We start from the raw sequence: 26,104 nt of genomic DNA on the forward strand, positions 1-26,104 counted from the left end.
AACCTTCTGGCCCCCGCAGTGTCGTGCGGCGGTCATGCCTTCCCGCCCGGATCCCCGCAGGTTCGTCGCCGCCCTCTCGCTGCTCGCCGCGCTCGTGCCGAGCACCGCGGCTGCCGACGAGGTCTGGGGGACCCGCTCGGAGAAGCTGGTCGAGCGCTCGCACGAGATCCACCTGGTGCTCGACCACGGCGTGGCCACCCTCCGTGCCCGTCGTACCGTGTTCAACGGGGGTGAGCGTCATGATCAGGCCGTGATGTTCCTCGACCTGCCGTCCGGCGCGGTGGCCACCGGCCTGCGTACCAAGGGCACCCTGCGGGGCCGCCCGCACTGGTTTCAGGGCGAGCTGCTCGAGGCAGAGCTGGCGGCGGCGCGCTACCAGGAGCTCACCGGCATCGGCGGCTACTACCCCAAGGACCCCGCGCTGTTGTCGTGGCGCGACCAGTCGCTCTTGGCCTTGCAGGTGTTCCCGGTGGCCCCCGGCACCGACAAGACCGTGGAGTACACCCTGCAGATCCCCACCGAGTACGACGACGGCCGCGATCACCTCGAGCTGCCCGCCATGGGCACCGAGGCCCATCCCGCGCGCGTCGTGCTGCAGACCGTCGACCCCCGCGATCAGCTGTTCGTCGACGGCGATCCCGTCGCGCGCGGCTACCCGCTGATCCTCGACGACGACCGCGAGCTCGCGCTGGCCCGCCATCGGGCCCCCCGCATCGACGCCACCCTCGCCGCCGTGCCGTTCGGGGCCGAGGGCGTGCTGCTGCACTACGACGTCGCGCTCGCGCCCACGCTCTCGACGATCCCCAGAAACGCCCGCGTGGTGGTGCTGATCGATGGCTCGTTCTCCATGGGCGAGGTCGAGCGCCAGGTGGCCATCGCGGCCGCGCGCAGTTACCTCGAGCACTTCACCGGCTCCAAGCTGGGCGCCCAGGCCGAGGTCGTGACCTTCGATCGCAAGGTCTCGGCGCGCCATGATGGCCTCGTGCCCGTGCGCGAGGCCATCGCCGATCTCGATCACCTGCAGCTGCCCGGCGCCAACGGCAGCGCCGTCGACGATGCGCTGGCCCGCGCCCATGCGCTGCTCGAGGACGCCCCCGAGGGCCCGCGCCGGGTGCTGCTGCTCACCGACGCCCGCACCCGCGACGCGCTCCAGCCCGAGCGCCTGCGCACGCTCGCCGAGCGGACCGGCGCCATCGTGCACGTGGGCACCGTCGAGGCCGGCGAGGCCTCGCTGCAGCGTCTCGACGACCACGAGTGGGCCTCCGTCGCCACCGTCACGGGTGGCGTGACCTGGGCGCTCGCCCTCGATCCCGAGGGCCCACGCGACGAGCCGCACGCGGTGCTCGAGGAGCTCGCCCGTCCCGTGCGCATCGATCACTTGCAGGTCGCGGTCGCCCCGCTGTCCGATCCTCGGACCGACATCCCCGAGACCCTCGACGAGGGGCAGGGACTCGCGGTCTTCACAATCGTGACCGACTCGGTCGACCACCTGCGCATCGAGGGCCAGCTCTGGAGCACCCCCGTGAAGCAGACCGTGTTCCCCGATGCGGCACAGGGCCGCCGCTGGGCCGCGTTGCTGTTCGGCGACGATCTGCTCTACGAGCTCGACGAGGAGCAGATGATGCCGCTGGCCCTCCACGGCGGCGTGGTCTCGCCGGTCACCAGCTACCTCGCGATCGAGCCCGGCGTGCGCCCCTCCACCGAGGGCCTCGACGAGAGCGAGGGTCTCGGCCTCATCGGCAGGGGCGGTGGTGGTGGATCGGGGAGCATCGGCCTCGGCAGCACGGGCATGATCGGCTTCGGCGGCCGGGACATGCGGCAGGAGATCCTCGAGCGCCGCGTGCGAGAGGCCCTCGACGCGTGCGGCGGGCAGATGCGTGCGATCCGGCTGACCCTCGAGACCACCCTCGACGAGATCGTGCAGGTCGAGCCGCCGACGATCGGCGGGGCCAAGGACGCGGTGCTCGAGCAGTGCCTGGTCGATGGCGTGTGGGAGACCCCGCTGCCGCCGATCTTCAACGACGAGTGGAAGCGCTGGGCGGTGGATCTGCAGGGGTGAACGCCACGGCGGGATCCACTGTGCTCATTCCGAGCTGCTCCGCCAGCGCCGGCAGGACCTGCTCGACCCGATCGTCCACGCGCAGCTCGATCAACGGATCACCCCGCGTGGGCCCGAGGTTGATCACCGCCACCGGCATCCCGACTTGCGCCGCCTTGCGCACGAATCGATAGCCGGAGAACACGGTGAGCGACGAGCCCACCACCAGGAGCACCTCGCCCTCGGCGAAGAGCGACCACGCCGTGGCCGTGACGTCGGGCGGCACGTTCTCGCCGAAGAACACCACCTTGGGCTTGAGCACGCCGCCACAGCGGTCGCAGCCGGCAACCCGAAAGCCGGCGATCCGGTCGGCGGGCAGCTCGGCATCACCATCGGGCGCCTGCTCGGCGAGCTCGGCGAGCGTCGCCCGATCCCAGTCGGGGTTGAGCGCGAGCAGCCGGGCCTGCAGTGCATCGCGGGGCTCCACCGCCTTGCACGACAGGCAGGTCACCTCGTGCAGCGCCCCGTGCAGCTCCACCACCCGCTCGCTGCCCGCGGCGTGGTGCAGGCGGTCCACGTTCTGCGTGATGAGCCCGCGCACCACCCCGGCGCGCTCGAGCGTGGCCAGGGCCACGTGCGCGGGGTTGGGCCGTGCGGCGCGAAATCGCGTCCAGCCCACCATCGCGCGTGCCCAGTAGCGCTGCCGCCCCGCGTCGTCGCCCACGAAGGTCTGGTACTGGATCGGGTTGCGCGCGCGCTCTCGCGTGTGGGGACCGCGATAGTCGGGGATGCCCGAGGCCGTGCTGCAACCCGCGCCCACCAACGCCACGACCCGCCGTCCGCGCAGCAGCGCGACCAGGGCCCGCACCGCCTCCTCGCCGCGCAGGGCCGGGGCAGCCGGAGCGCCCGCGGTGGTGCCTCGTGCGTCCACGAGCCCAAGAGTAGCCCCACGCAGCGGCCCCGCAGGCCTCGATCCCGACCCCGGGTGTGGCGACCTGCAACGTCGCAGCGTGCAACGCCGCAACGCCCCACCCGGGGTCTCCGATCGCAACCCCCCGAGATCTCCTGGCTTTATCCAGGTGACAGGCTGGCCCGCGAATTGGACGATGGGGGCCGCCAAGGGGGACCGACGACGTGAGCAGACCAAGCCCAACCCGATCGTTCGTGACCAGCATCGGCATGACGCTGGCGCTGGCCCTGTCGACGACGGCCTGTCGCGACGACGCGCTGCCCGGGTCCGACGAGGGCACCGGCTCGGAGGGGGGCGATGCCACGGCGGCGGTCGATGAGACCGCCGACTCGGGCGAGCCCGCCGACGACACCAGCGACATGGGCCCGGAGCCCGTGTATCTCCAGCCCACCGAGCACCTCACGCGGATCTCCATGGCCATCCGCGGCGTGCGACCCAGCGTGCAAGAGCTCGCCGCGGTGCAAGACGATCCCGATGCGCTCCCCGGCATCGTCGACGGCTACCTCGACGACCCGCGCTTCGGCGCGATCGTTCGCGACCTGCACAACGACGCCCTGCTCACGCTGATCGACTTCCTGGTGTTCCCCGCCGGCTTCCTCCCCAAGGGCCCCGTGGCCGACGTGGACGTCTACCGGCTCAATCGCTCGATCTCCGAGGCCCCGCTGCGCCTGGTGGAGCACGTGGTGATGAGCGATCTGCCCTACACCGAGATCGTCACCGCCGACTACACCGTGGCCGACGGCGTGGTGTCCGAGGTCTGGGGCATCCCCTACGACGGCGACGGCGAGTCCTGGGAGCTGTCGCAGTGGCAAGACGAGCGCGACCACGCGGGGATCCTCTCCGATCCGTGGCTGTTCCAGCGCTTCCAGAGCACCGTGAGCAACGCCAACCGCGGCCGCGCCAACGCGATCTCCCGCGCGCTGCTCTGCTACGACTTCCTGTCGCGCGACATCGAGGTCGATGCCAGCGTGAACCTGGCCGATCCCGAGTCGGTGGCCGATGCGGTGGTGGAGAACCCGGCCTGCGCCAGCTGCCACCAGGGCCTCGATACGCTCGCGGGCTTCCTCAAGGACTGGTCGCCGGTCTACGTGCCCTCCGACGTCACCTACCCGCACGACCCCTACGAGCCCGACGTGTTCGTGAACATCGGCGCCACCGTGCGCGATGCCAACTACTTCGGCCAGGCGGGCAACGGCCTGGCCGACCTCGGCCACTTCATCGCCGAGGACCCGCGGTTCTCGCTGTGCGCCGCCAAGCGCTTCTACTCCTACCTCCACCAGATCAACCTCGAGGACGTGCCGCTGCAGACCGCGGCCCACTTCCAGAGCGAGCTGGTCGACAGCGGGATGAGCGCCAAGGCGCTCGTCCGGGCCATCGTGCTCGACGACGAGTTCCGCGTGTCGCATGCCGACCCGGACGACGAGGGCATGCACGATCCCGTGGGCGTCAAGAAGGCCCGCCCGGTCCAGCTCTCGCTGCTGTTCGACGACCTCACCGGGTTTGGGTGGCGCACGGATCTGAGCGAGTTCGATCTGGCGCCCATCGACCTGCTCGCCGACTCGTTCCTCGGCTACGGCGTGCTGCTCGGGGGCATCGACGCGCTGTTCGTCACCCAGCCGTCGCACACCTACAGCGCCACCGCCAGCCTCGTGCTGCGCAACCTCGCCCGCGAGGCCGCCAACCACGTGGTCGACCAGGACTTCGCCAACCCCAACCTCGGCAGCCGCCACCTGCTGACCGAGGTCACCGACACCGACACCGACGAGGCCGTGATCCGCGAGCAGCTCGCCCAGCTGCACCTGCGGATCCTCGCCCGCGCCCTGCCCACCGACGACCCCGAGATCGACCGCGGCTACGATCTATTCGCGGCCGCGCTCGACCACTCGGGCAGCGTGCCGCGGGCCTGGAAGGTCACCCTCACCGCCCTGCTCCAGGACGTGGAGATCGCCTACTACTGACGCACCCCCGTGGGCTGGCGCCACCGAAGAGGAGACGAACCAATGTCGATCATCACTCGCAGGGGAATGTTGCTGGGAGCAGCCGCCATGCTGGGAGCGGGCACGCTCGTGAACCGTCGCCAGGCTCGCGCCGGGACCGATCGCCCGCCGCGGCGGCTCATCATCGTGATGGCCGAGGGGGGCTGGGATCCCACCGCCGTGCTCGACCCCAAGCCGGGTCTCACCACCATCGATGCGCTGCCGGGCGACGTGCAGGAGTTCGCTGGCCTGCCGGTCTACGTGGACGGCACGCGGCCGGCCGTGACCAGCTTCTTCCAGGCCCACGCCGCGCTGTGCACGGTGGTCAACGGAATCCAGGTGCAGTCGCTGAACCACCCCGACTGCGCCAAGCGCATGCTCACCGGCACGCCCTCGGACACCAACGCCGACATGGGCGCGATGACGGCCCATGCGCTCGAGGCAGAGCTCGCGGCGCCCTACCTCGTGCTCGGCCGCAACTCGTTCTCGGGGCCCTACGCCTCGATCTCCGCGCGGGCCGGCACCGCCAACCAGCTCGGCACCCTGCTCGCGCCCGAGCGTGCCTACCCGGTGGGCAGCCCCGCCGACTTCACCCCGCGGCTGCCGCTCGACGCCACCGAGGAGGACCTCATCCGCGCCCACGTGCTCGGTCGCGCCGAGGATCGGCTGGCGGCGCGGGGGCAGATCGGCGAGAACCAACGCCGCCTGCAGGACTTCGTCGATGCGATCGATCGCGCCGACGTGCTGGCCGCCACCGCCGACTTCGGCGACTTCGGCTTCACCGGCGATCTGTCGTTCCAGGCCCAGCTCGCCGTGGACGCGCTCGAGCAGGGGCTCTCGTTCGCCGCGCAGATCGAGCTGGGCAGCTTCGACACCCACGAGAACAACCTCGGCCAGATCCCGCTGCAAGATGCGTTCTACGCCGGTTTGCAGGCGCTTGTCGACGACCTCGCCGCGCGGCCCGGCATGCAGGCCGGCCAGAGCATGATCGACGACACCGTGGTGCTGGTGGTGTCCGAGATGGGGCGCACCCCCAAGCTCAACTCGACCGGCGGCAAGGATCACTGGCCGGTGACCTCCGCCATGCTGATCGGCGGCGGCCTGCCCGGCGGGCGCGTGCTCGGCGGTACCGACGAGCTGCTCTACGGGCGTACCGTGGATCTGGCCACGGGCGAGCCCGACGACGGGGGCGTGCAGATCCAGTACGGCAATTTTGCGGCGGGCTTGCTGCAAGCGGTGGGCGTGGACGCGGCGACATATCTCCCTGGCGAGGAGCCGTTCCATGCGCTCTGTGGATAGGACCAGCCATGCCCCCCGCAGCCCACGAGCTGCGAGCACGCATCCGGGTGCCCCCCAAGGGGGGGCTGGCCATGCCCCCCGCAGCCCACGAGCTGCGAGCGCGCATCCGGGTGCCCCCCAAGGGGGGGCTGGCCATGCCCCCCGCAGCCCACAAGCTGCGAGCCTTGGCGCGATGCTGGCGGCGATCCTGGGCCTCTCGCCGGGCTGTCGCGACGACGGGCAGGACGATGGTGCCTCGGGCGAGGACACGGCGAGCACGAGCGAGGGCGAGGCCACCGGTAGCGGCGGCACGGGCGACGGCACCGCCGACGAGACCGGCTCGGGCGATGCCGCCGACACCGAGGACCTGGGCCCGTGGACCAGCCTCGACGAGCGCCCCTGCCCCGACGACAGCTTCCTGACCTACGAGAACTTCGGCGGACCGTTCATCCTGAGCTATTGCACCACCTGTCACGCCTCACGGCTGCCCGCCGACATGCGCCAGGGCTCGCCGATCGAGGTCGACTTCGACGACATCGACGACATCCGCGCCTTCGACGACCGCATCTGGATCCGCGCCGCCGACCAGAACTTCACCATGCCCCCGGTGGGCCCGCCCCCCGAGGACGAGCGGGCGCTGCTCGGCGAGTGGCTGGCCTGCGGTGCGCCCACCGAGGCCGACCTGGGGCTGTGACCGGGTCCACCAACGGCCTCGTGCGGGCACCAGCGGCAAAACGTGTGAGGCAACGGAGGTCGGTACCCGCGCCCGCGCCCGCACGGGGTCCCAAAGGGTGATATGGCGTGCGGCTCGCGGGGTCGATCGACGGTCTCGCCCACGGCAGCCGAGGCCTCATGAGCACGCTCGATCCCTTCGCCGGTGTTCCCGGCCCCCTTCGCATCGCCCTCGAGCGTCGCGGCTTCACCTCGCTCACCGCCGTTCAGCAGGCGGTGCTCGACGGCGACGCCGAAGGCCACGACCTGCGGATCTCCTCGCAGACCGGCTCGGGCAAGACCGTGGCCCTGGGCCTGGCGCTCGCGCGGTGCCTGCTGGCCGAGCGCGAGCAGGCCGACGCCCCCCGCCCGCGTGGGCCGGTGGCACTGGTCATCACCCCCACCCGCGAGCTGGCCGTGCAGGTGCGCGACGAGCTGCGGTGGCTGCTGGCCGAGCTTCCCGGCCTGCGCGTCGAGGTGGTGACCGGAGGTACCGACCTCGGCGGCGAGCGGCGGATGCTGCGGCGCCCGCCCACGATCCTCGTGGCCACTCCCGGGCGCCTGCTCGATCACGTCCGCAGCGAGGTGCTCGATTGCTCTGCGGTGGGGCACGTGGTGCTCGACGAGGCCGACCGCATGCTGGAGATGGGCTTTCGCGAGGAGCTCGAGGCCATCATCGACGCGCTCCCGGCCGAGCGTCGCAGTCACCTGGTGTCGGCCACGTTCTCGGGAGTGGTGCGTCACATCGCCGATCGCTTCCAGGGGCGCACGCTCCACGTGCAGGGCACGGTGCTGGGCGAGGCCAACGAGGACATCGCCCACATCGGCCAAGTGGTCGCGCCCGGCCAGGGCTACGGCGCCCTGGTCAACGCGCTGCTGCTGGCCCAGGGGGAGCGCGTGCTGGTGTTCGTGGATCGCCGCAGCGATGCCTCCGACCTGGCCGAGCAGCTCGCCGGCGACGGGTTCGCGGCGCTGCCGTTCAGCGGCGACCTCAGCCAGGCCCAGCGCACTCGCACCCTGCATGCGTTTCGTACCGCCACCATCCAGGTGCTGGTCTCCACCGACGTGGCCGCGCGCGGCATCGACGTCCCGGAGATCTCGATGGTCGTGCACATGACCCCGCCGCAGGATCCCGATGGCTACACCCATCGCAGCGGCCGGACCGGACGTGCGGGTCGACGGGGACGCAGTCTCTTGCTGGTCCCGCCCCGCGCCCGCGGCTACGTCGAGCGGCTCCTGGCCGCCGCGCGCGTGCAGGTCGACTGGCAGCCGGTTCCCACCCCCGCCAAGGTGCGCAAGGCGATCACCAAGCGCACGCGCAAGCAGCTCCATGCGCGGCTCGACGCCGAGGTGGGCCCGACCGACAAGACCCTGCAGTACGCCACCCAGCTGCTCGAGGGCCGCGACCCCGCAACGGTGGTCGCGGCGCTGCTCGAGCTGGCCGAGCCCAAGCTGCCCCGAGAGCCCGCGGAGGTCGAGGTGATCGCAGCCGCCCCCGAGCGACGCGAATGCGACGAGCGGGGGCCCCGCGACGACGGGCGCCGGTTTCGAGGCCGCGGGGGGCGCCTCCACACACGAGGGCCGCGAGGACCGGCCACCCATCGTCGGGGCGCTCGACGAGCATCGGCAGGCCATCCAGGCGAGTGAGGGGCGAGCCGGCGGGGACACCAGCGCGAGCTCGCGTTGGCGAGGCGGGCCCGGAAGTCATCCCGTGGGCTGGTGCGCCGCCAGCCACTCCTCGATGTGCGCGAGCTCGCGGGAAAAGCCCTTCCCCCCCTCGCGGAAGCCGTCGCGGGCGAAGCGGGCCTCCTTCAGCGCGCGCTCGAGATCGCCGCCCGTGGCCACCAACGCCTTGGCCAGGAACATGTGGGCCTGATACTCGCCGTTCTGCACGCCGGGCAGCGCATCGAGGATGACCACCGCCCGCTCGAACAGCGTCAGCGCTCGGGCCGGATCCCCGCGCTCGAGCATCAAGGTGGCGAGCTGGATCAGGCTCACCGCCACCCGCGGATGCTCGGGGCCGAGCGCCTTCTCCTTGATCGCCAGCGCGCGCTCGTACAGTGCTCCCGCCTCGTCCAGTGCGCCAGCGGCCTTGCGAATGTTGGCCAGGTTCGACAGGGCGCTCGCCACATCGGGATGATCGGGCCCCAGGGCATGCTCCCAGATCGCCAGCGCCCGCTCGTACAGCGGGCCGGCCTTCTCGTGGTCGCCCATGGCCTCGTGCGCGACGGCCACGTTGTTCAGGGTGCTGGCGAGATCGGGGTGCATGGGCCCCAGTGCGCGCTCGCGGATCGCCAGTGCGCGTTCGAACAGCGTCAGCGCTTCCGCGTGGGCTCCCCTGGCCTTGGCGGTGACGCCGAGGTTGCCGAGGTACTTCGCGACCTTGGGGTGCTCGGCTCCCAGCGCACGCGTGGTGATGTCGAGCCCGCGTCGATACAGGGACTCGGCCTCGTCGTGGTCGCCCACCTCGCGATGCACGTCGGCGAGGTTGCCCAAGGTGTTGGCGACGTCGGGATGATCGGGTCCCAGCTCCTTGGTCCGAATGGTCAGCACACGCTGGTAGAGCTTCAGCGCGTCGTCGAAGGCGCCCATCATCTCGTGCACGATCGCCAGCTGCTCCAGGCTCGCCGCCGCCAGGTAGTGCTCTTGGCCCAGCTCGCGCTCGCGGATCGCCAGCGCGCGCTCGAGGAGCTCGCGGGCATCGTCATACGTGCCCCCGACCCGCAGCACGGCCCCGAGCGCGTGCAGGCGCTGCGCTTCCAGGAGCCCTCGCCGGTCCCCCGCATGCTCGAGCGCCACGCTGGCGTGCTGCGCCCATCGGCGGCCTTCGGCCGGACGTGCCTGCAACGCACCCACGATCGTGATCGCGGAGATGGCCGCGGCTGCGGCCTCCGACCACGCACCCACCCGGGCTGCCTCGAAGTACGCCTCGGCCATCATCGACTCGGCCTCGTCGTAGCGTCCCATCCTTTGCAGGAGATCGGCCTCCTGCGCGCGCGCAGCGGCCCACAGCGGCGGCCATCCCAGCGCCTCGGCTTCGCTGCGAGTCTGCTGGGCCACGACCTGCGCTTGGTCCCAGTCACCGTCCAGATCGAGCGAGGTGGAGCGAGCGAGCGCCTCGCGGATCGGCCGCGCGGCCTCGCGCCCCTCCGTCGGCGGCATCGGCTGTCGCAGCAGCCACTCCTCGTCGAGGCACGCGTCCGCATCGCCGAGGCTGCTCACGGCTTGGACCGCTCGCTGCACCGCGGTTGCATCCGCCCGAGCGAGCCGGTTCACCAGCGACTCGAGCTCGATCCTCTCCTGCTCGAGGCACCACTGCGAGCGGTCGAAGGCGTCCTCGCCCCACGTCTTGCGAACCTCGAGCGCGAGGCAGGCCTCGCTGCGCGCGTGCTTCCACTCCTGCGCTCGCTCGTCGAGCCACGGCGTCACCTTCTCCGCCGTCGCCTCTGCGTAGCTCACTCCCGTAGCCACCAGCGCCTCACGCAGCTGCTCACGCGTGGTGGCGTTCCAGGTCTCGTCGATGACGGCTCCCTGCGCCTCGCAAGCCGCGATCTGCTGCGCCTCCGACCACCGCTGTTCCACGACGAACCCCGCAATCGCAGCGGCGATCCCCAGCCCCGCCACGGCCATCGTCCGCCGTCGCGAGCGCACGCGGCCGCGCTCGAGCTCGGCCACCAGGATCGCCATCGTCGGCCACCGCTGCGAGGGCCTGGTCGCCAGCCCCCGCTCGACGATCCGCCGCAGCCACCTGGGTACGCGGCGGCGGCCAGGCGGCGCGCGGCGCTGGCCCGACAGCACGGCCGCCGCCAGCTCGACCGGGGTGGAACCATCATATGGCCGCTCACCGTGCATGAGCTCCCACGCCATCACGCTCCAGCCGAACTGATCCGTGGCGGCCTCCGCCTCGCGTCCTTCCCACTGCTCCGGGGCCATGTAGGCCGGCGTGCCCTGGATCGCGCCCGCTCGGGTCAGCCGCAGCGACAGCGCGCTGTTGGGCTGCAGCGACAGCGCCGGCTCGGGGGGATCGACGTACCCGTCCTCGGTGACCTCGAGGTCCGGAGCCTCGCTCGCTTCGCTGCCCCCGCGCCCGTGCGCGAGCCCGAAGTCCATCACCCGCACCCGACCATCCACACCGATCATCACGTTGTCGGGCTTGAGATCGCGATGGACCAGGCCCGCGGCGTGAGCGGCCGCGACCCCGCGTGCCGCATCGGTCAGCACGCGCAGCAGCTCCGGCCACTTGGGCTCCCGCTCCCGTGCCCATGCGCCGAGCGTTCGACCCTCGACGAATTCCATCGCGATCCACACCAGCTCGCCGTGGGTGCCCACGTCGTGGATCGCCACCACGTTCGGATGGCTGAGCTTGGCCAGCGCCTGTGCCTCTCGGAGCAGCCGTCGCGATCCCTCCGTCGCCCCGCGCCCTTCGTTGGCCTCGATCAGCTTGATCGCCACGCGCCGGTCGAGCTCCGGATCGTAGGCCGCGTGCACCACTCCCATGCCGCCCGCGCCGATCCGATCGAGCAGCAGGTAGCGACCCAGGGTGGTGCCACGCACTGGCGCCGCGTCAGCACGCGAGCGCGGGCTCAGCGGGCGCGTATCCTCGCCCGCCGAGCTCGTCGCCACCATGGTGCTGTCGGGATCCACGACGGCATCGTACCGCCGCCAGCGCCATCATGGAGCCTCAGGCGGCTTGCTGCTCCAGCGCGGCCATTTCGGCCGCATAGCCGAGCAGGCCGGGACCCCAGCCGCCGAGGATGTACGTGCGCCGATAGTGCTCGGGCATCAGCGCGTCCTGGTAGCCGGCCACCTGCACCAAGAACACCCGCACGTCCGGGTTGACCTCGGCGCGGTACTTGGCCACGAGCTTGGGCACGTCGATGTACTGCTCGCGGCCCTCCCAGGCGTACGCGCGGTAGGCCTTGGGGGTGGTGCCGTACAGGCCCCCGTGGCCGGCCTGCATGTCCGAGAACACGAACACCTGATCCCAGTGCTCGCGCTGGCGGATCGCCCGATCCCAGAACAGCCAGATGCCGTTCTCGGTGCCCAGGCCGATGTCCTTGGCCGCGTGCTCGGCCGCGTCGAGCCGGTCGAAGACCGAGCTGCGCTTGCGGATCGACATCGTCTTCAGCCGATCGCCGAACACGCCCACGTGTCCCTCGTCGGACCGCATCGCCGCGAGCACGGCGGTGAGGTTGGCGATGGTCGAGACCTTCATGGTGCCCATGGCCGACGTGGTGGTGCCCTGCGCCGAGCCGCTGCTGTCACACAGCGCCATGGTGCGGCCGCCGAACCAGGGCAGGTTGTCCAGCGAGGTCATCAGGCAGTCCTCCACCGCGTCCTTCAGGGCCGCCGGAGCATCCGAGCCGAGCGCCTGGTAGGCGCTGTAGTAGCGGAACGGCAGCTGCTTGCCCGTGCGGGCGCCGGCCATCAGCGCGCTCGCCACCTGCTGCGCGGGGATGCCCGCCTGCATCAGGTTCCGCAGGTTGCGGAGCAGCGCCATGTGGCCCATCACCGGCAGCGCACGGGTCCATGCCTCGTGGGTGCTGCCGTGAGTCGAGACGATCGACTCCCACGTGCGCTCGTCGTTGGTCAGCGTGCCCTTGGCCAGCTCGTCCACCGCCATGCTCTTGGGGTGCACGAGGTTGACCACGTCCACCGTCCTCTCCGTGCGCGTCTGCATGCGGTACTTGGCCAGCGCATGCGCGGGAAAGCGCTGCAGCGCGTCGCGCCACGCCTTCTTGAGCGCGTTGGGGATCGGCTTGCCGAAGCGATGGAGCTGGTAGGCCAGGCCCACCGCGGGCTCGTCGGCGCGGGCGATGATGCGGGGCCCGAAGCGCCGCACCAGGCCCGTGCCCTTGACCGCCGCGTGGTTGGCGGCGCGGACCAGGATCACCTGGGGAGTCGTGCGGATGAACGCCTCGTGACGCAGGCGGACGGCCTCGGCCAGGGTGGCCTCGGCATCGTGGCCCAGCGCCTCGTCGACGGTGCGCTCGATCAGCTCCGCGGGCGACAGGCCCCGCCAGTCCTGGGGATCGACGGCCCCCAGCATCTCGCGCAGGCGCGTCACGTCGGCATCCGTCAACGCGAACGCGGGCGCACGCCGACGAGCCCGACGGTCGGCACCATCGCGGTGGTAGTACATGGGCTCGCCGAAGAAGCACGACGCCGCGGCCATGCGCAGGCGCAGCAGGGGATCGGTGATCGCGTAGGACGTGCCGTTCATCCAGTTGCGGTGGCAGTCGAGGTTGGCCTTGGCACGGTCGTCGTGCTCGAGTCGCTTGCTTCGGTGGAAGAGAGCCATGATTGCACTGTCCCCTTGCCCGCGGGTGCGGGAGCGATGGGAAGAAGGAGGAGCCTTCACCGCTGTCGTCGCAAGACATCCCGGATGCTGGGCCGTGATTGCGAACGAGAGACCCGTTTCGCTCCCAGACATCGTGCGAAGACAGAGGTGAAGGCCGTAGAGCTCGGCTCGAGGAGAACGATGGTCGCGGTGTGTTTCAACCCAAATGAAGTAACCGCGGACCTCACTGCCTCGATGGAGCTCGGACTCGGGAGCAGGAGTCGAACCTGCAACCTCACCAATCAATGGTTCGAAGGAACCCCGTCTCTCACTGCCCCTTCACGGGAGGAACCGAAGCGGGGGATGATCTTCTTTGGCGTGCTCTACCGTTGAGCTATCCCGAATGCTCCCCGAGAAAAGCACGAGGCGTGCCACGGAAGCACGAAGGAGCCCGTGGCCGCGGGTTCCTCGTTTGGTTTCGAGAGGTTGAAGCGATCGATGCCGCCCGCGGCCCGGGATCACGAGCGACGCATGCTATCCATGTGGCTCTTGATATATCTCGAAGTATAGGGAACGAGGCGGAACTTCCGTGAACCACCGTTCCTCATGAAACCGATCTTTCTTACACCAATTCGTGGTATCTCTCACCTGGTGCGAGGACGGCGATTGGTGCTCGTGGCCACGGCGATCGTGGTTGGGACGAGCCTGGGCTGCGGTCCGGCAATCGATCTCGGGAACGATGCGAGTGGCTCGAGCGCGGACGGCTCGACGGGTCCGGCCACGATCTCGTCCGGGACCACGGCCGAGCCCCCACCCGGGACCACGGCCGAGCCCCCGCCGGGCACCACGGCCGAGCGGCCCGACACGACCACCGGGGCCGACTCCGGCGGTGCGCTCTTCCTCGACGGAGGCCTCGACTTCGGGGGTCCGCCGAGCTGCGACCCGTTCGAGCAGGACTGCGGGGAGGGCGAGAAGTGCGTGCCGTGGTCGAGCGACGGCAGCCCCGAGTGGAACGCCACCCGCTGCGTGCCGATCCTCGGGATGGGCGAGGCGGACGATCCCTGCACGACCCCCAACGGCCCCTACGGTGGCTTCGACACCTGTGGGTTCGGCCTGATGTGCTGGACCGTGGACCCGGGGACCAACGAGGGCACGTGCATTCCGCTGTGCGGCGATTTCGGAGGCGGCCTGGGCTGCAATGATCCCGATCGGCTCTGCTTCACCTCGGGTGAGGTGCTGGCGGTGTGCGCGTATGCGTGTGATCCGCTGCTGGTCGATTGCACCGAGGCGGGCGACGGCTGCTATCCGGTGACCGATGGGTTCGTGTGCCTGCCCGATGAGTCGGGTGACATGGGGGCGCCGGGCGGGCCGTGCGAAGCCGTGAACTCGTGTGATCCCGGCGCCGCGTGCCTGGACGCGGCTGCGGTGCCCGACTGCCCGGCGTCGAGATGCTGCTCCGCATTCTGCGAGCTCACCGAGCCGATGCCGTCGTGCCTGCCGGGGCAGATGTGCACATCGTGGTATCGGGATGACCCATGGGGGTTGGACCTCGGGATCTGCGTTTCGTCGATGTGAATGGCGCCAAGGCAACGGAGGAGACCCAATGATCGTGCATCCATCATCGAGGAGGGTTCGTTCGCAGGAGCCCAGGCATGGCCAGTGGGCCGTCGTGCTCGTGCTCGCGCTCGGCCTGGGCTGCGGCCCGACGGTCGAGGTCGAGGACGACACGACGAGCACCACCGGGACCAATCCCACGAGCACGAGCACGAGCACCACCGGCGTGCCGCCGGGCACCACCACGGTGCCTCCAGGAACCACGGTGCCGCCTCCGCCCGACGAGACCACGACCGGGCCCGCGGACACGGGCCTGGTCTTCCTCGACAGCTTCGGCGACCCGGCGCCCACGGTCGAGTGCGACGTCTTCGCGCAGGACTGCCCGCTCGGCGAGAAGTGCATGCCGTGGGCCAACGACGGCGGCAACGCCTGGAACGCCACCCGCTGCTCACCCGTGGTCGACGACGCCGCAGGCGAGGGCGAGCCATGCCTGGTGGAGGGCAGCGGCGTGAGCGGCATCGACAGCTGCGACTACGGGCTGATGTGCTGGGACGTGGATCCCGAGACGCTCGAGGGTACCTGCGTGCCGTTCTGTACGGGGGACCAGAGCAATCCCCAGTGTCCCGACGGATTGGTGTGCGTGCTGGCCAACGATGGCATCCTGCCCCTGTGCCTGGCTCCGTGCGATCCGTTGGTGCAGGATTGCGATGGCGGTCTGACGTGCGTGTCGTGGGCGGATCAGTTCGTCTGCGTGCCACCGTTTGCGGGGGGCGTGGGCGGGCCGGGCGATCCTTGTGAGTTCGTCGCGGCCTGCGAGCCGGGCCTGATGTGCCTCGCGGCCGAGTACGTGCCCGATTGCATGGCGCTCGGGTGCTGCAGCCCGCTGTGCGATCTCACCGACCCGATGCCCGCGTGTCTGCCCGGGCAGATGTGCCTGCCGTGGTACGAGCGCGGCATGGCGCCTCCTGGCTACGAGAACGTGGGCGCGTGCGTCGTGCCGATGTAGCGAGGGCGCGGCGCCGTCACATCGAACGCAGTCGCGACAGCCCCAGTCCGACCACCGCGCCCGGGATCAACCACCACAGCAGGAACTTGCGCTGGAGCTCGCCGAGCACGTCGTCGATCTCCCCCTCGACGGCCGTGGGATCGCGGTGCTTGCCCGATGCGACTCCGACGGGATCGTTGAGCGCCGCGGCGAGCTCCTCCTCGAGCGGAGGCAATTGCTCCTTGGCGTCGCCGCGCTGCATCACCATCCCGAGCCCCATGCCGAGCAGCGATCCCACCACCAGGCCCACCAGCAAGGCGGACACGCCGTCGGCACGCAGCGCGTCGGCGAGCCCGCTCGGCTCCCGCTCGTGACCGCCGGCCGAGACACCGGTGCCGCCCATGTGCCCCGCGCGCGTCCGCCGGGGCATGTGGCTGCTGCTGCGCTCGGCCGTGGGTGCCTGAGGAGCGGCTGCCATCGGGCGGATTCCACCCTTGGGCGGAGGTCGCCCGAGCCCAGCGGCCTCGAAGTCGAGCTCGAGCCCACCGCCCGGATTCGGGCCCCTCGCCGATGCCTTCCTCGCGGGTTTCTCCGCCGGCTTGGCCGGCTTGGCCGGCTTGGCCGGCTTGGCCGGCTTGGCGGAGGGCTTGGCTGGCCTGGCCGCCAGCTCGATGGGGGGCCCGAGATCGTCGAGATCGTCGATGCCGCCGAGAAGATCATCGGCATCGGGCTTGGGCCGCTTCGGGGCGGCCTTCTGCTTCGGGGCGGCCTTCTGCTTCTTCGGAGCGGCCTTGGCCTTGGCCCGCGGAGAGGGCTCGGCCGGAGGGTCCGGTGGCGGCAGGTCGAGCTCCGGTGGGCCGCCGAGATCACCGAGTTGATCCAGCTCGAGATCATCCGAAGACGACGCCGAGCCCGATCGCGGGGTCCTCGACCGTGACCGCTCCCGTGGCTCGGACGCGCCCTCGAGGTCGGGCTCGAGCTCGGGCAAGCTCACGGACTCGCCCACCATGGGCGGGGTGGCGGAGTCGTCGATGATCCCTCCCACCGCGAGACCGATGGTGCGCTCGGCGTCGGGCTTGAACACGGGGAACACCAGGCTGCTCTCCACCGTCAGGCGCAGGTCGACCACGGCGCCGAGCTCGGACAGCTCGTTGGCGGCGCGCTCGGCTTCGGCACGGTCGATGTTGCCGAGCACGAACAGCTCGCCCTCCTCGAGCGCGCTCTCGATCTCATGCGGCGGCAAGCTCGCGTAGTGAGCCAGCTCGGCGATCACCATCACGACGCTCGCCTGTGAGGGGTCGCGAAGCCCCACCACCACCACGTCCCATCGGTCGTCCCCCGCGGCCGCCACGAGCGCCACTGTATCGCGCTCTCCGAGCGGAGCACATCGCGCCGCGTCGGCTCGGGGGTTTTTTGGCCGCGATCCGCCCGAGCCGTATGCTCCGAGGCCGGATGCTCCCGCGTTCTCGCAACCGCCCGCGACGAAACGGCACGCCGGCTCACCGTTCGGGACGGGATGTCTCGCCCGACCCCGCCTCGGCGACCGAATTCCCGCCGTCTGGCGGGCTGACCCGCTGCGCACGGGGATTGCAAGCACGCGGGACCAACCGGACGACCGGGGAGACGACCACCGTGCGACGACTTGCGAGCCTCGCCCTCGGCCCGATTGCGGTCGCGGCCGCCCTGCTGGGGCTGTCGGCCCCGGCTTCGGCCCACCCCGGGGTGGAGGGCACCCGCAATCTCTCGCTGGGCAGCGTGGCGCGCTCGTCCTCGTTCGGGACCAACGCGGCGCTCATCAACCCCTCGAACATGCCGTTCGTCCAGACCTTTGCGATCGAGCCGATCTATCAAGCGGGGCTCGCGGGCAAGCGGCACGGGCTGGGCTTCGTGATCATGGACTCGCTCAACAACCCGCGGCTGTCCGTGGGCCTGGGCTACCTGGTGATGCGGGGCTCACCCACGGTGTCGTTCACCTCGGACGATCCGGTGCGCGTGCCGGCCGACGGCGAGACCTCGCTGGAGCGGCAGCTCGAGCTGGTCCACGTGGCGCACGAGACGTTCGGGGCAATCGGGGTGACCGTGGTCAAGAACTGGCTGGCGGTCGGAGCCAAGCCCAAGTACCAGTTCTCGAGCCTGCGCTACAAGGATGCGATGGGCGTGGCCCACGACGCGCACGACCGCCTGAGCACGTTCGGGCTCGATTTCAGCGCCACGCTCAACTTCCAGGGCTGGGCGGCGATCTCGGCCGTGACCACCAACGTGGTGGGCAACCACCCGCCCGCGTTCCACGAGCGCCGCGAGCTCGACCTGGCCGATGCTGGTGCGGCTGCGGGCTCGGTCGACAGCGGCAACGTCTCGGAGCTGTCGGACTTTCCGCTGACGTTCGAGCACGGGCTGTCGGTGTTCCCGCTGCACAACCCCAACTTCAGCCTCAACTTCGACGGGCTCTACGACTTCTCGTCGTTCTACCACCAAAGGCACACGCGGATGGCCTACGGCGGCAGCGCCGAATTCGTGCTGGGCCCGGTGCCCATCCGCTTCGGCACGCTGTGGGATGGCCGCGGCCAGAGCAAGGACGACGATCGGATCTACGTGGCCGGCGGTCTGGCCTACGTCAAGCCGGCCAAGGAGGGCGGAGTGGGCGTGGACATCGGCGCGGGCGTGCGCCAGCAGGTCACCGGGCCGGGGCTCGGCGGGCAGCTCGAGACGGTGCTCAGCTTCAACCTCGGGCTACGACTCCGCCCGGATTTGTAGTCCGTAGGGAGGCCGTTCCGCCGGCCTCCACGAACTGGTGCGCGCGCGTGGGATGGATGCGATGATCGGGCGTCGCGAGCGGCGATCGGCATCGCTCGTTGCCTGCCCCGTCATGCTTCGCCTCTCGCTCGTCGTTGGCTCGCTGCTGTGGTCCTTGCTGCTGTCCGGGTGCGCGCGAGTGCCGGGGGGAGCACTCACGCCCCTCGAGCCCGGCCAGCTGAGCGCCCGCGTGGCGCTGGCCGAGGCGGTGCCCGCCCAGGCAGATCCGGTGGAGCACGCGTTGGCGCTGGCCGAGGCCGAGCTGGCGCTGGGGCGGCACGATCGCGCGGCGTCGCTGATGGCGCTGGCCCTGCGGCGCGGCGACGTGGCCTGGCAGATCGCTCGCATGCAAGGGGACGAGGCGGCCGCCAAGCAAGCTCGCGCGACGCTCGATCGCGTGGCCCGGCAGGCGCGGCGCATGGCCGCGCAAACCGACGATCCGCAGCTGATGGTGGCGGCGGTGCTGGCGGACCGGCACCCTCGACGGCACAGCAAGGCGCTGCGGCGAGCGATCGTGCAGGGAGGGCGGACCCTCAACGACGCCGACCTTCCGCGTGTGCTCGAGCTGGTGGGCTCCGACCACGAAGCTCGCTGGTGGCTGGGTCGCTCGCTTTACGACGAGGATCGCGAGTGGCTGGGCCTTGCCCCGGCGCTCGGTCGCGAGGGGCTGCGGCAGGCGATCGAAGCCCGCGGTACCCCCGATGCGCTGGCCGAGAATGCCGCCGCGACGCTCGCAGCCGATGCATGGGAGGTGGATGCCCAGCTCGTGCGGTTGATGCTCGACGAACTCGCGGCGGGGGTGCTGGTCGAGGATCCGTTGCTGCTGGACGATCTGGTCGGGCCATTCTACGAGGGGCGCGACCGGATGGCGCGCCTGCACGTGCGGCGCGAGGCCGCCTCGCACTCGCGCGCGCTGGGGCTGGCCCTCGGCTGGTGGCTGCTGCGGGCCGAGCTCGTCGGCGATGCCCACGGAGTGCTCGAGTCGCTGGCCGTTCCCGAGCACGAGTCGAAGGCGCATCACCTGCACGAGCAGCTGCGGGCGATGACGGCGGCCCGCCGCGGCGACCTGGCGAGCTTCGAGCGCTGGCGCATCCGCAACGGGGTTCGCTCGGCGTCGGTCGACGAGTGGCTCGCCGTGCTCGACCACGCGGGGCAGGGACCTGCGCTGCGCACCGCGGCCGCGCGAGCCCGGAGGCGACGGGCCCGGCTCGAGCATCCGTTCGATCGCCCGCCCGACGACTACACGCTCCGAGAGGCGATCGTGTTCGACGCGCGTCTCGACGCGCGGGCGCGCGAGCGCGTGCGACACTGGATCCCCTGGGGCACGGGCGAGGCGGCAGCCTGGCGCGAGCTTTGCGACGAGCTGCACCAGGACGTGAACACCTGCGCGTCGCTGTGGCAGCACGAGGACGTCATGGCCGGGCTCGCGCTGGCCTCGGGCACCCGGCACCTGCACCCGGATGCGCTCGACGTGGCCGGGCTCGATGCCGCGTCGCTGGCCGAGCTCGAGCCGCTGCTTCGGCCCTACGAGGACACCGTGCTCGCCGCCTCGCCCGAGTACCAGGGCGCCCGGCTGCGGATCGCCCTGGCCACCGGTGACCATGCCCAGGCACGCGCGCGGCTCGAGGACCATGGCGCGCTGCTCGAGCCCAGCCTGCGAACCTGGGCGTGGCTGGCGATCGACGACCTCGCGGCGGGCACGGCCAGCTACGACGAGACCAATCCCTGGGTGCCCGGGTTCGCGGACGAGTTCGAGGAGCCCGAGGAGCCGGTGCCACCCGAGCCCTCGGCCCCGCTGCGGACCGATCGCTATCGCCAGGGGATGCAGGCGGCGGCGCAGGGGCGCCACGCCGAGGCGCTCGAGCACTTGCTGCCGGTGCTCGACGCCGTGCCCGATGCGGCGGTGAGCCAGGGCCTGGCCGCCGCTGCGCTCGCGGCCCACCACGCGGGCAAGGCCTCGGTGCGCGATGATCTACGCGTACGGCTGCATGCGGTCGACCCCCATGGCTCGGCCTACGCGCGCATGCAGGCCCACCTGGCGCTCGCAGCCGGTCGGCCCGACGAGGCGCGCCGCTTCCTCGCCCATGCGCTGCGCTGGAGTCCCGACGACATGGTGCTCCATCGGCGCATGGTGGCCTTGCTGGCCGAGGGCACCGCGGTCGCGGACGAGCCGGCGCTCGACTTCGTGACCCGGGCGCCCGCCGAGGGCCGGTATCACGCGCTACGCAGCCGGATCCTGCGGGGTGACCTGCGGACGCTGGCCGAGGTCGATCGCGTCCGCCGGGGTCTGGATGGCACGCCACAGGACGCGTGGGCGGTGGGCCCCGAGCTGCTGGTCCATCTGCCGTGGCTGTCGGAGACGGCGGCGCGCTGGGGGATGGAGCAGATCGAGACGGCGACCGAGCTCGAGACCGCCCGACGCTGGGCGGCCCAGACGCTCGCGATGCTCGAGGCCAACCCACCGCCGCACGGTCAGGCCCGGGTCCAGCGCTTGTGGCTGTCGCTGCTGCTGGGGCGGGCCGACGAGGGCCTGGCCCTGGCCCAGCACCTCGACCGCGAGCACGGCCTGCGCCCGCTGAGCGAGGGCGAGGGCGTGGTGATGCTCTTGCGCGCCCTCGAGGCGGCAGAGATCGACGACGCACTGGTCTGGGACCTGTGGCGCTGGAGCTACGAGACCGACGAGGATGCCATGGCCCGGGTGGAGGCGCTGCTGCTGGATCCGCCCAAGGGCTCGATCTTGCAGGCATTTGCGTGTGGGGAGCTGGTCAGCCGCGAGGACGCGAGCCCGGCGATCCCCGTGTGCGCCGAGGCCTGGAAGGCACAGCCATCGCTGCTGGTGGGGATCAGCCAGTCGTTCCTCGCGCTGAGCCCACCGTCGCCCGTGCCCTCGGGCGCCGGAGCCGTGCCCGAGGCGACCGCAGTGCTCCCCAACATCGCCGAGGTGTTCGCGACGGTGAGCGCTCCGTCGTTCCTCGAGGCGCCCGCGCTCGCGCTCGGCGAGAACCTGGCCGAGCCGTGGTACGTCAACCAGGCGATCTGGCTCGCGGCCCAGGGGCGGCACGAGGCGGCGGCGCGGGCGTGGTGGCAAGCCCACGCCTTCGGGTTGGCCGACACCTCGAGTCTGCAGGACGTGGTCGAGCAGATCCGCCAGCGTGGCCTGCTCATCCGCGCCATGCAAGGCGTCGACGAGTGGATGGAGCCGCTCGCGCTCGATCTGTTCCGCGCGCGGCTGGCCCTCGCGGGCGCCGAGACCGGGGTGGCTCGTGCGTATGCCGAGGCCGCACGCGCACGGGGGCTCGTCGACCTCACCCGGCTCGCTCGCTCCCAGCTCGACCTGCCCGATCGACTGCGTCACCTCGCGGACTGGGTCGAGCAAGATCTGGCCGCGGGGCGCCTCCAGCCCGATGCGCTCGTCTTGCTCGCGGACGTGGTGCTCGAGCCCGAGCTCGAGCCGGCGCGGCAGCTCCACGCCACCCATCCCGAGGCCAGCTCGACCCGCCTGGCCCTGGCCCTGGCCTACCGCGCGCTGGACGATGCCACCGCGGCGCGCCCCGTGGCGGAGGCGCTGCTCGAGCGTCATCCCGATCATCCGCTCGCGGTCGCGGCGGTGCTGCCCCTGTGGGTCGCCGCCGGTGAGGACGATCGGGCCCGGGTCCTCTACGAGGCCAGCGCCGCCATGCACCCGGGCGACCTGGTCCTGCGCCATGCCGACGTCCCCGAGTCGATCACCGGGCCGCACGACGGCGTGCCGGCCTGGGTGCGCGATCCGGCCCGCTTCGACGAGCGCATCGCCCGGATCTCCGACGCCAGCGTCGACGCGCTGGCACCCGAGCGCCACGTGGTGGCCGAGGACGCGGTGGAGCTGCTGGTGCCCGCCGGCTGGGTGCCCAGCGAGGGCAAGACCCTGCGCTTCGACGACGAGCTCGGCGCGCGGATGATGGTCTTCACCACGCCCCGGGCCTCGCGCTGCCAGGGGGCCGATTGCGCTCGCGACATCCTCGACGCCTTCGGCGGGCAGGGGCGCACCAAGCAGTGGATGCGACAGACCACCCTGGCCGGGCTCGAGGCCACCCAGATCCTGCTCACCAACACCGAGGAGGTGGCCGTGATGTGGGTGCTGCCCAGCGGCGGTCGGGTGTTCTCCCTGGTGATGGCCGCACCGCTGGCGCGCTTCGAACTCATGGGCTCCACCGTGGCTCTGCTGCGCGACGGCTTTCGCCCGCTCGATGCGGTGCTGCCTCCGTTCGCGGCCGAGTCGCTGCGTGCAGCCGGCGCGGGGGTGGACGACCGCGTGCGCCTGGCCGGACGCCGCGAGCAGGCCCGCGCCAAGCCCAGCGCCAAGCCCAGCACCAAGGACGATGGTGCCTGCCCGGTGCCCAGGGCCCTGGCCGCCCTCGCCGATGATGGTGCGCGCGCCGAGCTGCTGGTCGATCTGTGGCTGTCCACGCCCGACGCGGGGGCTCGCCGGGCGCTGGTGAGCTGCGCCGAGCCGCGCTCGGCCGCCGCCGGTCGCCTGGCCCTGGTCGCGCTGCTCGACGAGGACCCCCGCGTGCATGCCCTCGGCCGCCGTGCGGTCGCCCAGCATCCCGATCGGGTGACCGACGACGTGCGCACCATCCTCAGCACCCCGCTGACGCCGCCGGTCTCGGCCCCCGACTACCTGCTGCGCAGCGATCTGCCCGTGCACGGCCTAGTGGAGGCGATCGGGGCGCTGCCCGACGCGCACGCCGGTCCGCTCGCCAACCGCCTGGCCCAGAGCACCGACCTGCACGACCGGGCCCTGGCCTGGGCCGCGCTGCAGCTACGGCCCGAGCTGGCCAGCGACGCGACCATCGATGCAGCCCTCGCCGACCCCTCGCCGCGCATGGTGAGCGACGCCGCGTTCCTGCTGGCCATGCGCGCCGGCCCCGGCGACGCCCAGCGCCTGCGCGAGCACCTCGACGCCACCGGGCCCGCCACCTCCGACGACGAGCAGATCGTGCTGCGCGCGCTCGCCCGGCACCTGGCCAGCTTCCTCGAGCCGCAGGACCACTCGCGGCTGGCCGCACTCGCGGCCCGGGTGGTCGATGGCGACGACCCCAAGCGAGCCAAGCGTACGCGCGAGGAGCTCGGCACCCTCGCGCGCGACCACGCCCGGGCGCTCGAGCTGTCGCGCGAGCCCTCGCCGAGCCCCGGCCCCGACGACGGCCGGGCGCTGTCCTGGCGTGCCACCCAGCGCCGCCGCAGCCTGCCGATCCGCTCCGAGACCGACCTGCGCACCAAGAGCCTGGCGCAGCTGCTCCCCGGCCACGACTACGTCTTCGCTCGCCTGGCCGCCCCAGGCCTGTTCTCGAGCACCGTCAGCGACGTGGTCGAGCGCCTCACCACCGGCGACGAGGCGGTGGACCAGCGCCTGGGCGAGCTCGGCGCCCGCATGCTGCGAGAGAACGGGTTCGCGGCGCTGTCGAGCAGCGGCGGCCTCGATGCGGCCAAGCCCATCGAGTGCGCCGAGCCGGCCGACGGCTACGGGTGGGTCTGCACCGCGCGGGTCACCGACCGCGATGCGCTGCTGGCCGTGTTGAGTCAGCGCTCGGGGGGCGAGGACGCCGGGGTGTCGCTGCCGCTGACGGTGGCCACCACCGCGGGCGTGGTGCCCCTGGCCCTGAGCCTGCTGCCCGCGATCCTGCACCCGCTGGTCTACCCCGAGGACGACGACGAGCCCAAGGGCCCCAACGCCGACGAGGGGGCCGAGCGCGCGCGCATGGTGGTGGTGCGCGGCTCCATGGAGCTGCAGCGCTACTCGATCGTGGAGGCGAGCACCCGTCGGCTCTCGATCGACTCCGAGCGCTACCTGTTCGTCGGCGATCGCCTGTGGGTGTTCTCCACCGAGGACGCCATGGAACGGGTGCTGCGCAAGCACGAGGGCCCCGTGCTCGCCGACTCGCCCGAGCTCGCCCGGCTCACCGCCGACTGGAAGGATGGCGCCGCCTTGCAGGCGGTGGCCCTCGGGCGCTCGTGGCCGTGGGCCAAGAACGGCGCCTCGGTCGAGGTCGTGGTCGACGAGACCGGCCTGCGCTTTCGCTACGCAGGCGCGTTCGATTCCGAGCAAGGCATCGACGACATCGGCCCCGCCTTGGCCCAGCTTCCCCCGGGGGCGGTGACCTCGTTTGCCCATGGCCTGGGTCCCATGAGGTCGCTGGAGATCGAGCCGCTCGAAGCCGAGGGCTCCGATGCCGGCCGTGTGCCGCCCCTGTCCGTGCTCATGGCGGCCCGCGGCCTCGCATTCGGTTGGTACCTGCGCGATGGCGATCGCCTGTGGCGACGGTGGCTGGCCGTGACCCCCCTCGACGATGCGCTGCGCAAGGTCCTGCGTCGCGAGCGGATCACCCTCGGGCCCGCGGGCAAGAGCCGCCGCCAGGGCGCGCTCTGCTACGCCCAGCGCAGCGGCGCCGGCCCGGGGCACGCCTACCTCTTGATGGGCGACTGCGCGCTCGTCGACGACGCGCTGACCGGATCGCCTCCCCCCGCCCCCTCGCGCGATCACCTGCGGGTCGCCCATGGCACGTTCGACGGACCCACCGCGGCCACGGCCCTGCCCGGGCTCGACGGGCTGCCCATCGACCAGCGCATGGTGCTGCGCGCCGTGGCCCCCCTGCTCGGCGTCGTCACCGACCTCAGCGTGGAGGCGCACTGGAGCCCGACCGAGCGCGTGGCCGTGCTCGAGGGTCACATGGCGATGCGACTGCGCCCGCCCGGCGATCGCGGCCGCGTGATCGACGACTGGCTCGCGGCCTCCGAGGGCCACAACGCCGCGGCCCTGCCTCGACGCCTGCGCGACGACGAGATCGAGGCCCCGCTGCGCTACGTCGTGGAGGTGCCGGATGCCGAGGACTTCGTGCGTCACACCCTGGCCGAGTCCCCGCGCGTGCAGGCCGAGGTGCTCGGCCCCACCCGGGTGCGCCTGACCGTGTCTCCGGCTCCCGCCAAGGGCGGCACCCCCGCCCCGCTGACCGAGAAGCGGCGCAAGGAGCTCACCAAGCGAACCGACGTGCTGCCGATCGACGACCCCCGCATCGTCGGGGTTGCCCGTCGCCTCGCCCCCAAGGGGACCGCGCCCGCGGCGGCGGCCGAGCGCATCGGTGCGTGGGTGCACGAGCGGATCACCTACGAGATCACCCCACGCTCGCTCGATGGCGCGCAGATCCTCGAGGCAGGACGGGGCGACTGCACCGAGTACGCGCGGCTCACCGTCACCCTGCTTCGCGCCGCAGGGGTCCCCGCCGAGGTGCGCGACGGCATGGCCGCCTCGGGCGACGAGCTGGTCGCCCATGCCTGGGTCGCCTACCACGACGGCGAGCGCTGGCACGAGATCGACCCCACGTGGGGTCGCAGCATGGTGAGCGCCGGGCACCTCGAGATGTCCGTGCTCGACGCCCTCGCCCTGGTCTCGCTGGGCAAGCTGAAGGTGGTGGAGGTCACGCCCTAGATCGATCTTTGGGGGGCGCGCGCGTTGCCGGGTCGAAGGCACGTCGTAGCCTGT

At 71.8% G+C, this 26,104-nt stretch carries 13 protein-coding genes and 1 tRNA gene; 9 read left to right on the plus strand and 5 right to left on the minus strand.

Annotated elements, in window-relative coordinates; translation table 11 throughout:
• Positions 1–34 precede the first annotated feature (34 nt).
• A complete protein-coding gene (locus OEB96_RS11355) occupies positions 35–2,059 on the plus strand; it encodes a vWA domain-containing protein (RefSeq protein WP_266215579.1) in 2,025 nt (674 codons plus the stop codon).
• Here the strand turns inward: OEB96_RS11355 and OEB96_RS11360 are convergent.
• Positions 2,016–2,969 carry an NAD-dependent protein deacetylase gene (locus OEB96_RS11360; protein WP_266215580.1) on the minus strand — a complete coding sequence of 318 codons (954 nt, stop codon included), beginning with the start codon at positions 2,967–2,969 and terminating at the stop codon, positions 2,016–2,018. The genes OEB96_RS11355 and OEB96_RS11360 overlap by 44 nt on opposite strands.
• A gap of 233 nt (positions 2,970–3,202) precedes the next feature.
• On the opposite strand from OEB96_RS11360, the gene OEB96_RS11365 reads away from it, so the two are divergent.
• From OEB96_RS11365 to OEB96_RS11380, 4 genes are all read left to right on the plus strand, one after another.
• Positions 3,203–4,966 (plus strand): hypothetical protein, encoded by a 1,764-nt coding sequence (locus tag OEB96_RS11365; RefSeq protein ID WP_266215581.1) that lies wholly within the window; start codon positions 3,203–3,205, stop codon positions 4,964–4,966.
• Positions 4,967–5,008: 42 nt separating this feature from the next.
• Positions 5,009–6,283 (plus strand): DUF1501 domain-containing protein, encoded by a 1,275-nt coding sequence (locus tag OEB96_RS11370; RefSeq protein WP_266215582.1) that lies wholly within the window; start codon positions 5,009–5,011, stop codon positions 6,281–6,283.
• Between the two features lie 172 nt (positions 6,284–6,455).
• Positions 6,456–6,956 (plus strand): hypothetical protein, encoded by a 501-nt coding sequence (locus OEB96_RS11375; protein ID WP_266215583.1) that lies wholly within the window; start codon positions 6,456–6,458, stop codon positions 6,954–6,956.
• Positions 6,957–7,114: 158 nt separating this feature from the next.
• Positions 7,115–8,620, plus strand: coding sequence for a DEAD/DEAH box helicase (locus tag OEB96_RS11380; protein ID WP_266215584.1), 1,506 nt, complete (start codon positions 7,115–7,117; stop codon positions 8,618–8,620).
• 57 nt (positions 8,621–8,677) lie between these two features.
• Here the strand turns inward: OEB96_RS11380 and OEB96_RS11385 are convergent, their stop codons facing one another.
• The 3 genes from OEB96_RS11385 to OEB96_RS11395 form a co-directional block, all read right to left on the minus strand.
• Entirely contained in the window at positions 8,678–11,617 is a 2,940-nt protein-coding gene (locus OEB96_RS11385) for a serine/threonine-protein kinase (protein ID WP_266215585.1), read from the minus strand.
• Positions 11,618–11,654: 37 nt separating this feature from the next.
• Positions 11,655–13,274, minus strand: a complete 1,620-nt coding sequence (locus tag OEB96_RS11390; protein WP_266215586.1) for a TROVE domain-containing protein — start codon at positions 13,272–13,274, stop codon at positions 11,655–11,657.
• 245 nt (positions 13,275–13,519) lie between these two features.
• Positions 13,520–13,657: transfer RNA gene (locus tag OEB96_RS11395), tRNA-OTHER, on the minus strand.
• A gap of 247 nt (positions 13,658–13,904) precedes the next feature.
• Between OEB96_RS11395 and OEB96_RS11400 the strand changes: the two genes are divergently transcribed.
• Both OEB96_RS11400 and OEB96_RS11405 read left to right on the plus strand, forming a co-directional pair.
• Positions 13,905–14,828 carry a hypothetical protein gene (locus OEB96_RS11400; protein WP_266215587.1) on the plus strand — a complete coding sequence of 308 codons (924 nt, stop codon included), beginning with the start codon at positions 13,905–13,907 and terminating at the stop codon, positions 14,826–14,828.
• A gap of 28 nt (positions 14,829–14,856) precedes the next feature.
• A complete protein-coding gene (locus tag OEB96_RS11405) occupies positions 14,857–15,813 on the plus strand; it encodes a ribulose phosphate epimerase (protein ID WP_266215588.1) in 957 nt (318 codons plus the stop codon).
• A 16-nt stretch (positions 15,814–15,829) separates the two neighbouring features.
• On the opposite strand, the gene OEB96_RS11410 is transcribed toward OEB96_RS11405, so the two are convergent.
• Positions 15,830–17,143, minus strand: coding sequence for a hypothetical protein (locus OEB96_RS11410; protein WP_266215589.1), 1,314 nt, complete (start codon positions 17,141–17,143; stop codon positions 15,830–15,832).
• Positions 17,144–17,424: 281 nt separating this feature from the next.
• Here OEB96_RS11410 and OEB96_RS11415 point away from each other — a divergent pair, with 281 nt between their 5' ends.
• Complete coding sequence (locus OEB96_RS11415) at positions 17,425–18,546, plus strand: hypothetical protein (protein ID WP_266215590.1); 1,122 nt, start codon at positions 17,425–17,427, stop codon at positions 18,544–18,546.
• Between the two features lie 112 nt (positions 18,547–18,658).
• Complete coding sequence (locus tag OEB96_RS11420; RefSeq protein WP_266215591.1) at positions 18,659–26,050, plus strand: transglutaminase-like domain-containing protein; 7,392 nt, start codon at positions 18,659–18,661, stop codon at positions 26,048–26,050.
• The last annotated feature ends 54 nt before the right edge of the window (positions 26,051–26,104 follow it).

The sequence above is a fragment of the Paraliomyxa miuraensis genome (assembly GCF_026337845.1).
GTDB lineage: Bacteria > Myxococcota_A > Polyangia > Nannocystales > Nannocystaceae > Paraliomyxa > Paraliomyxa miuraensis.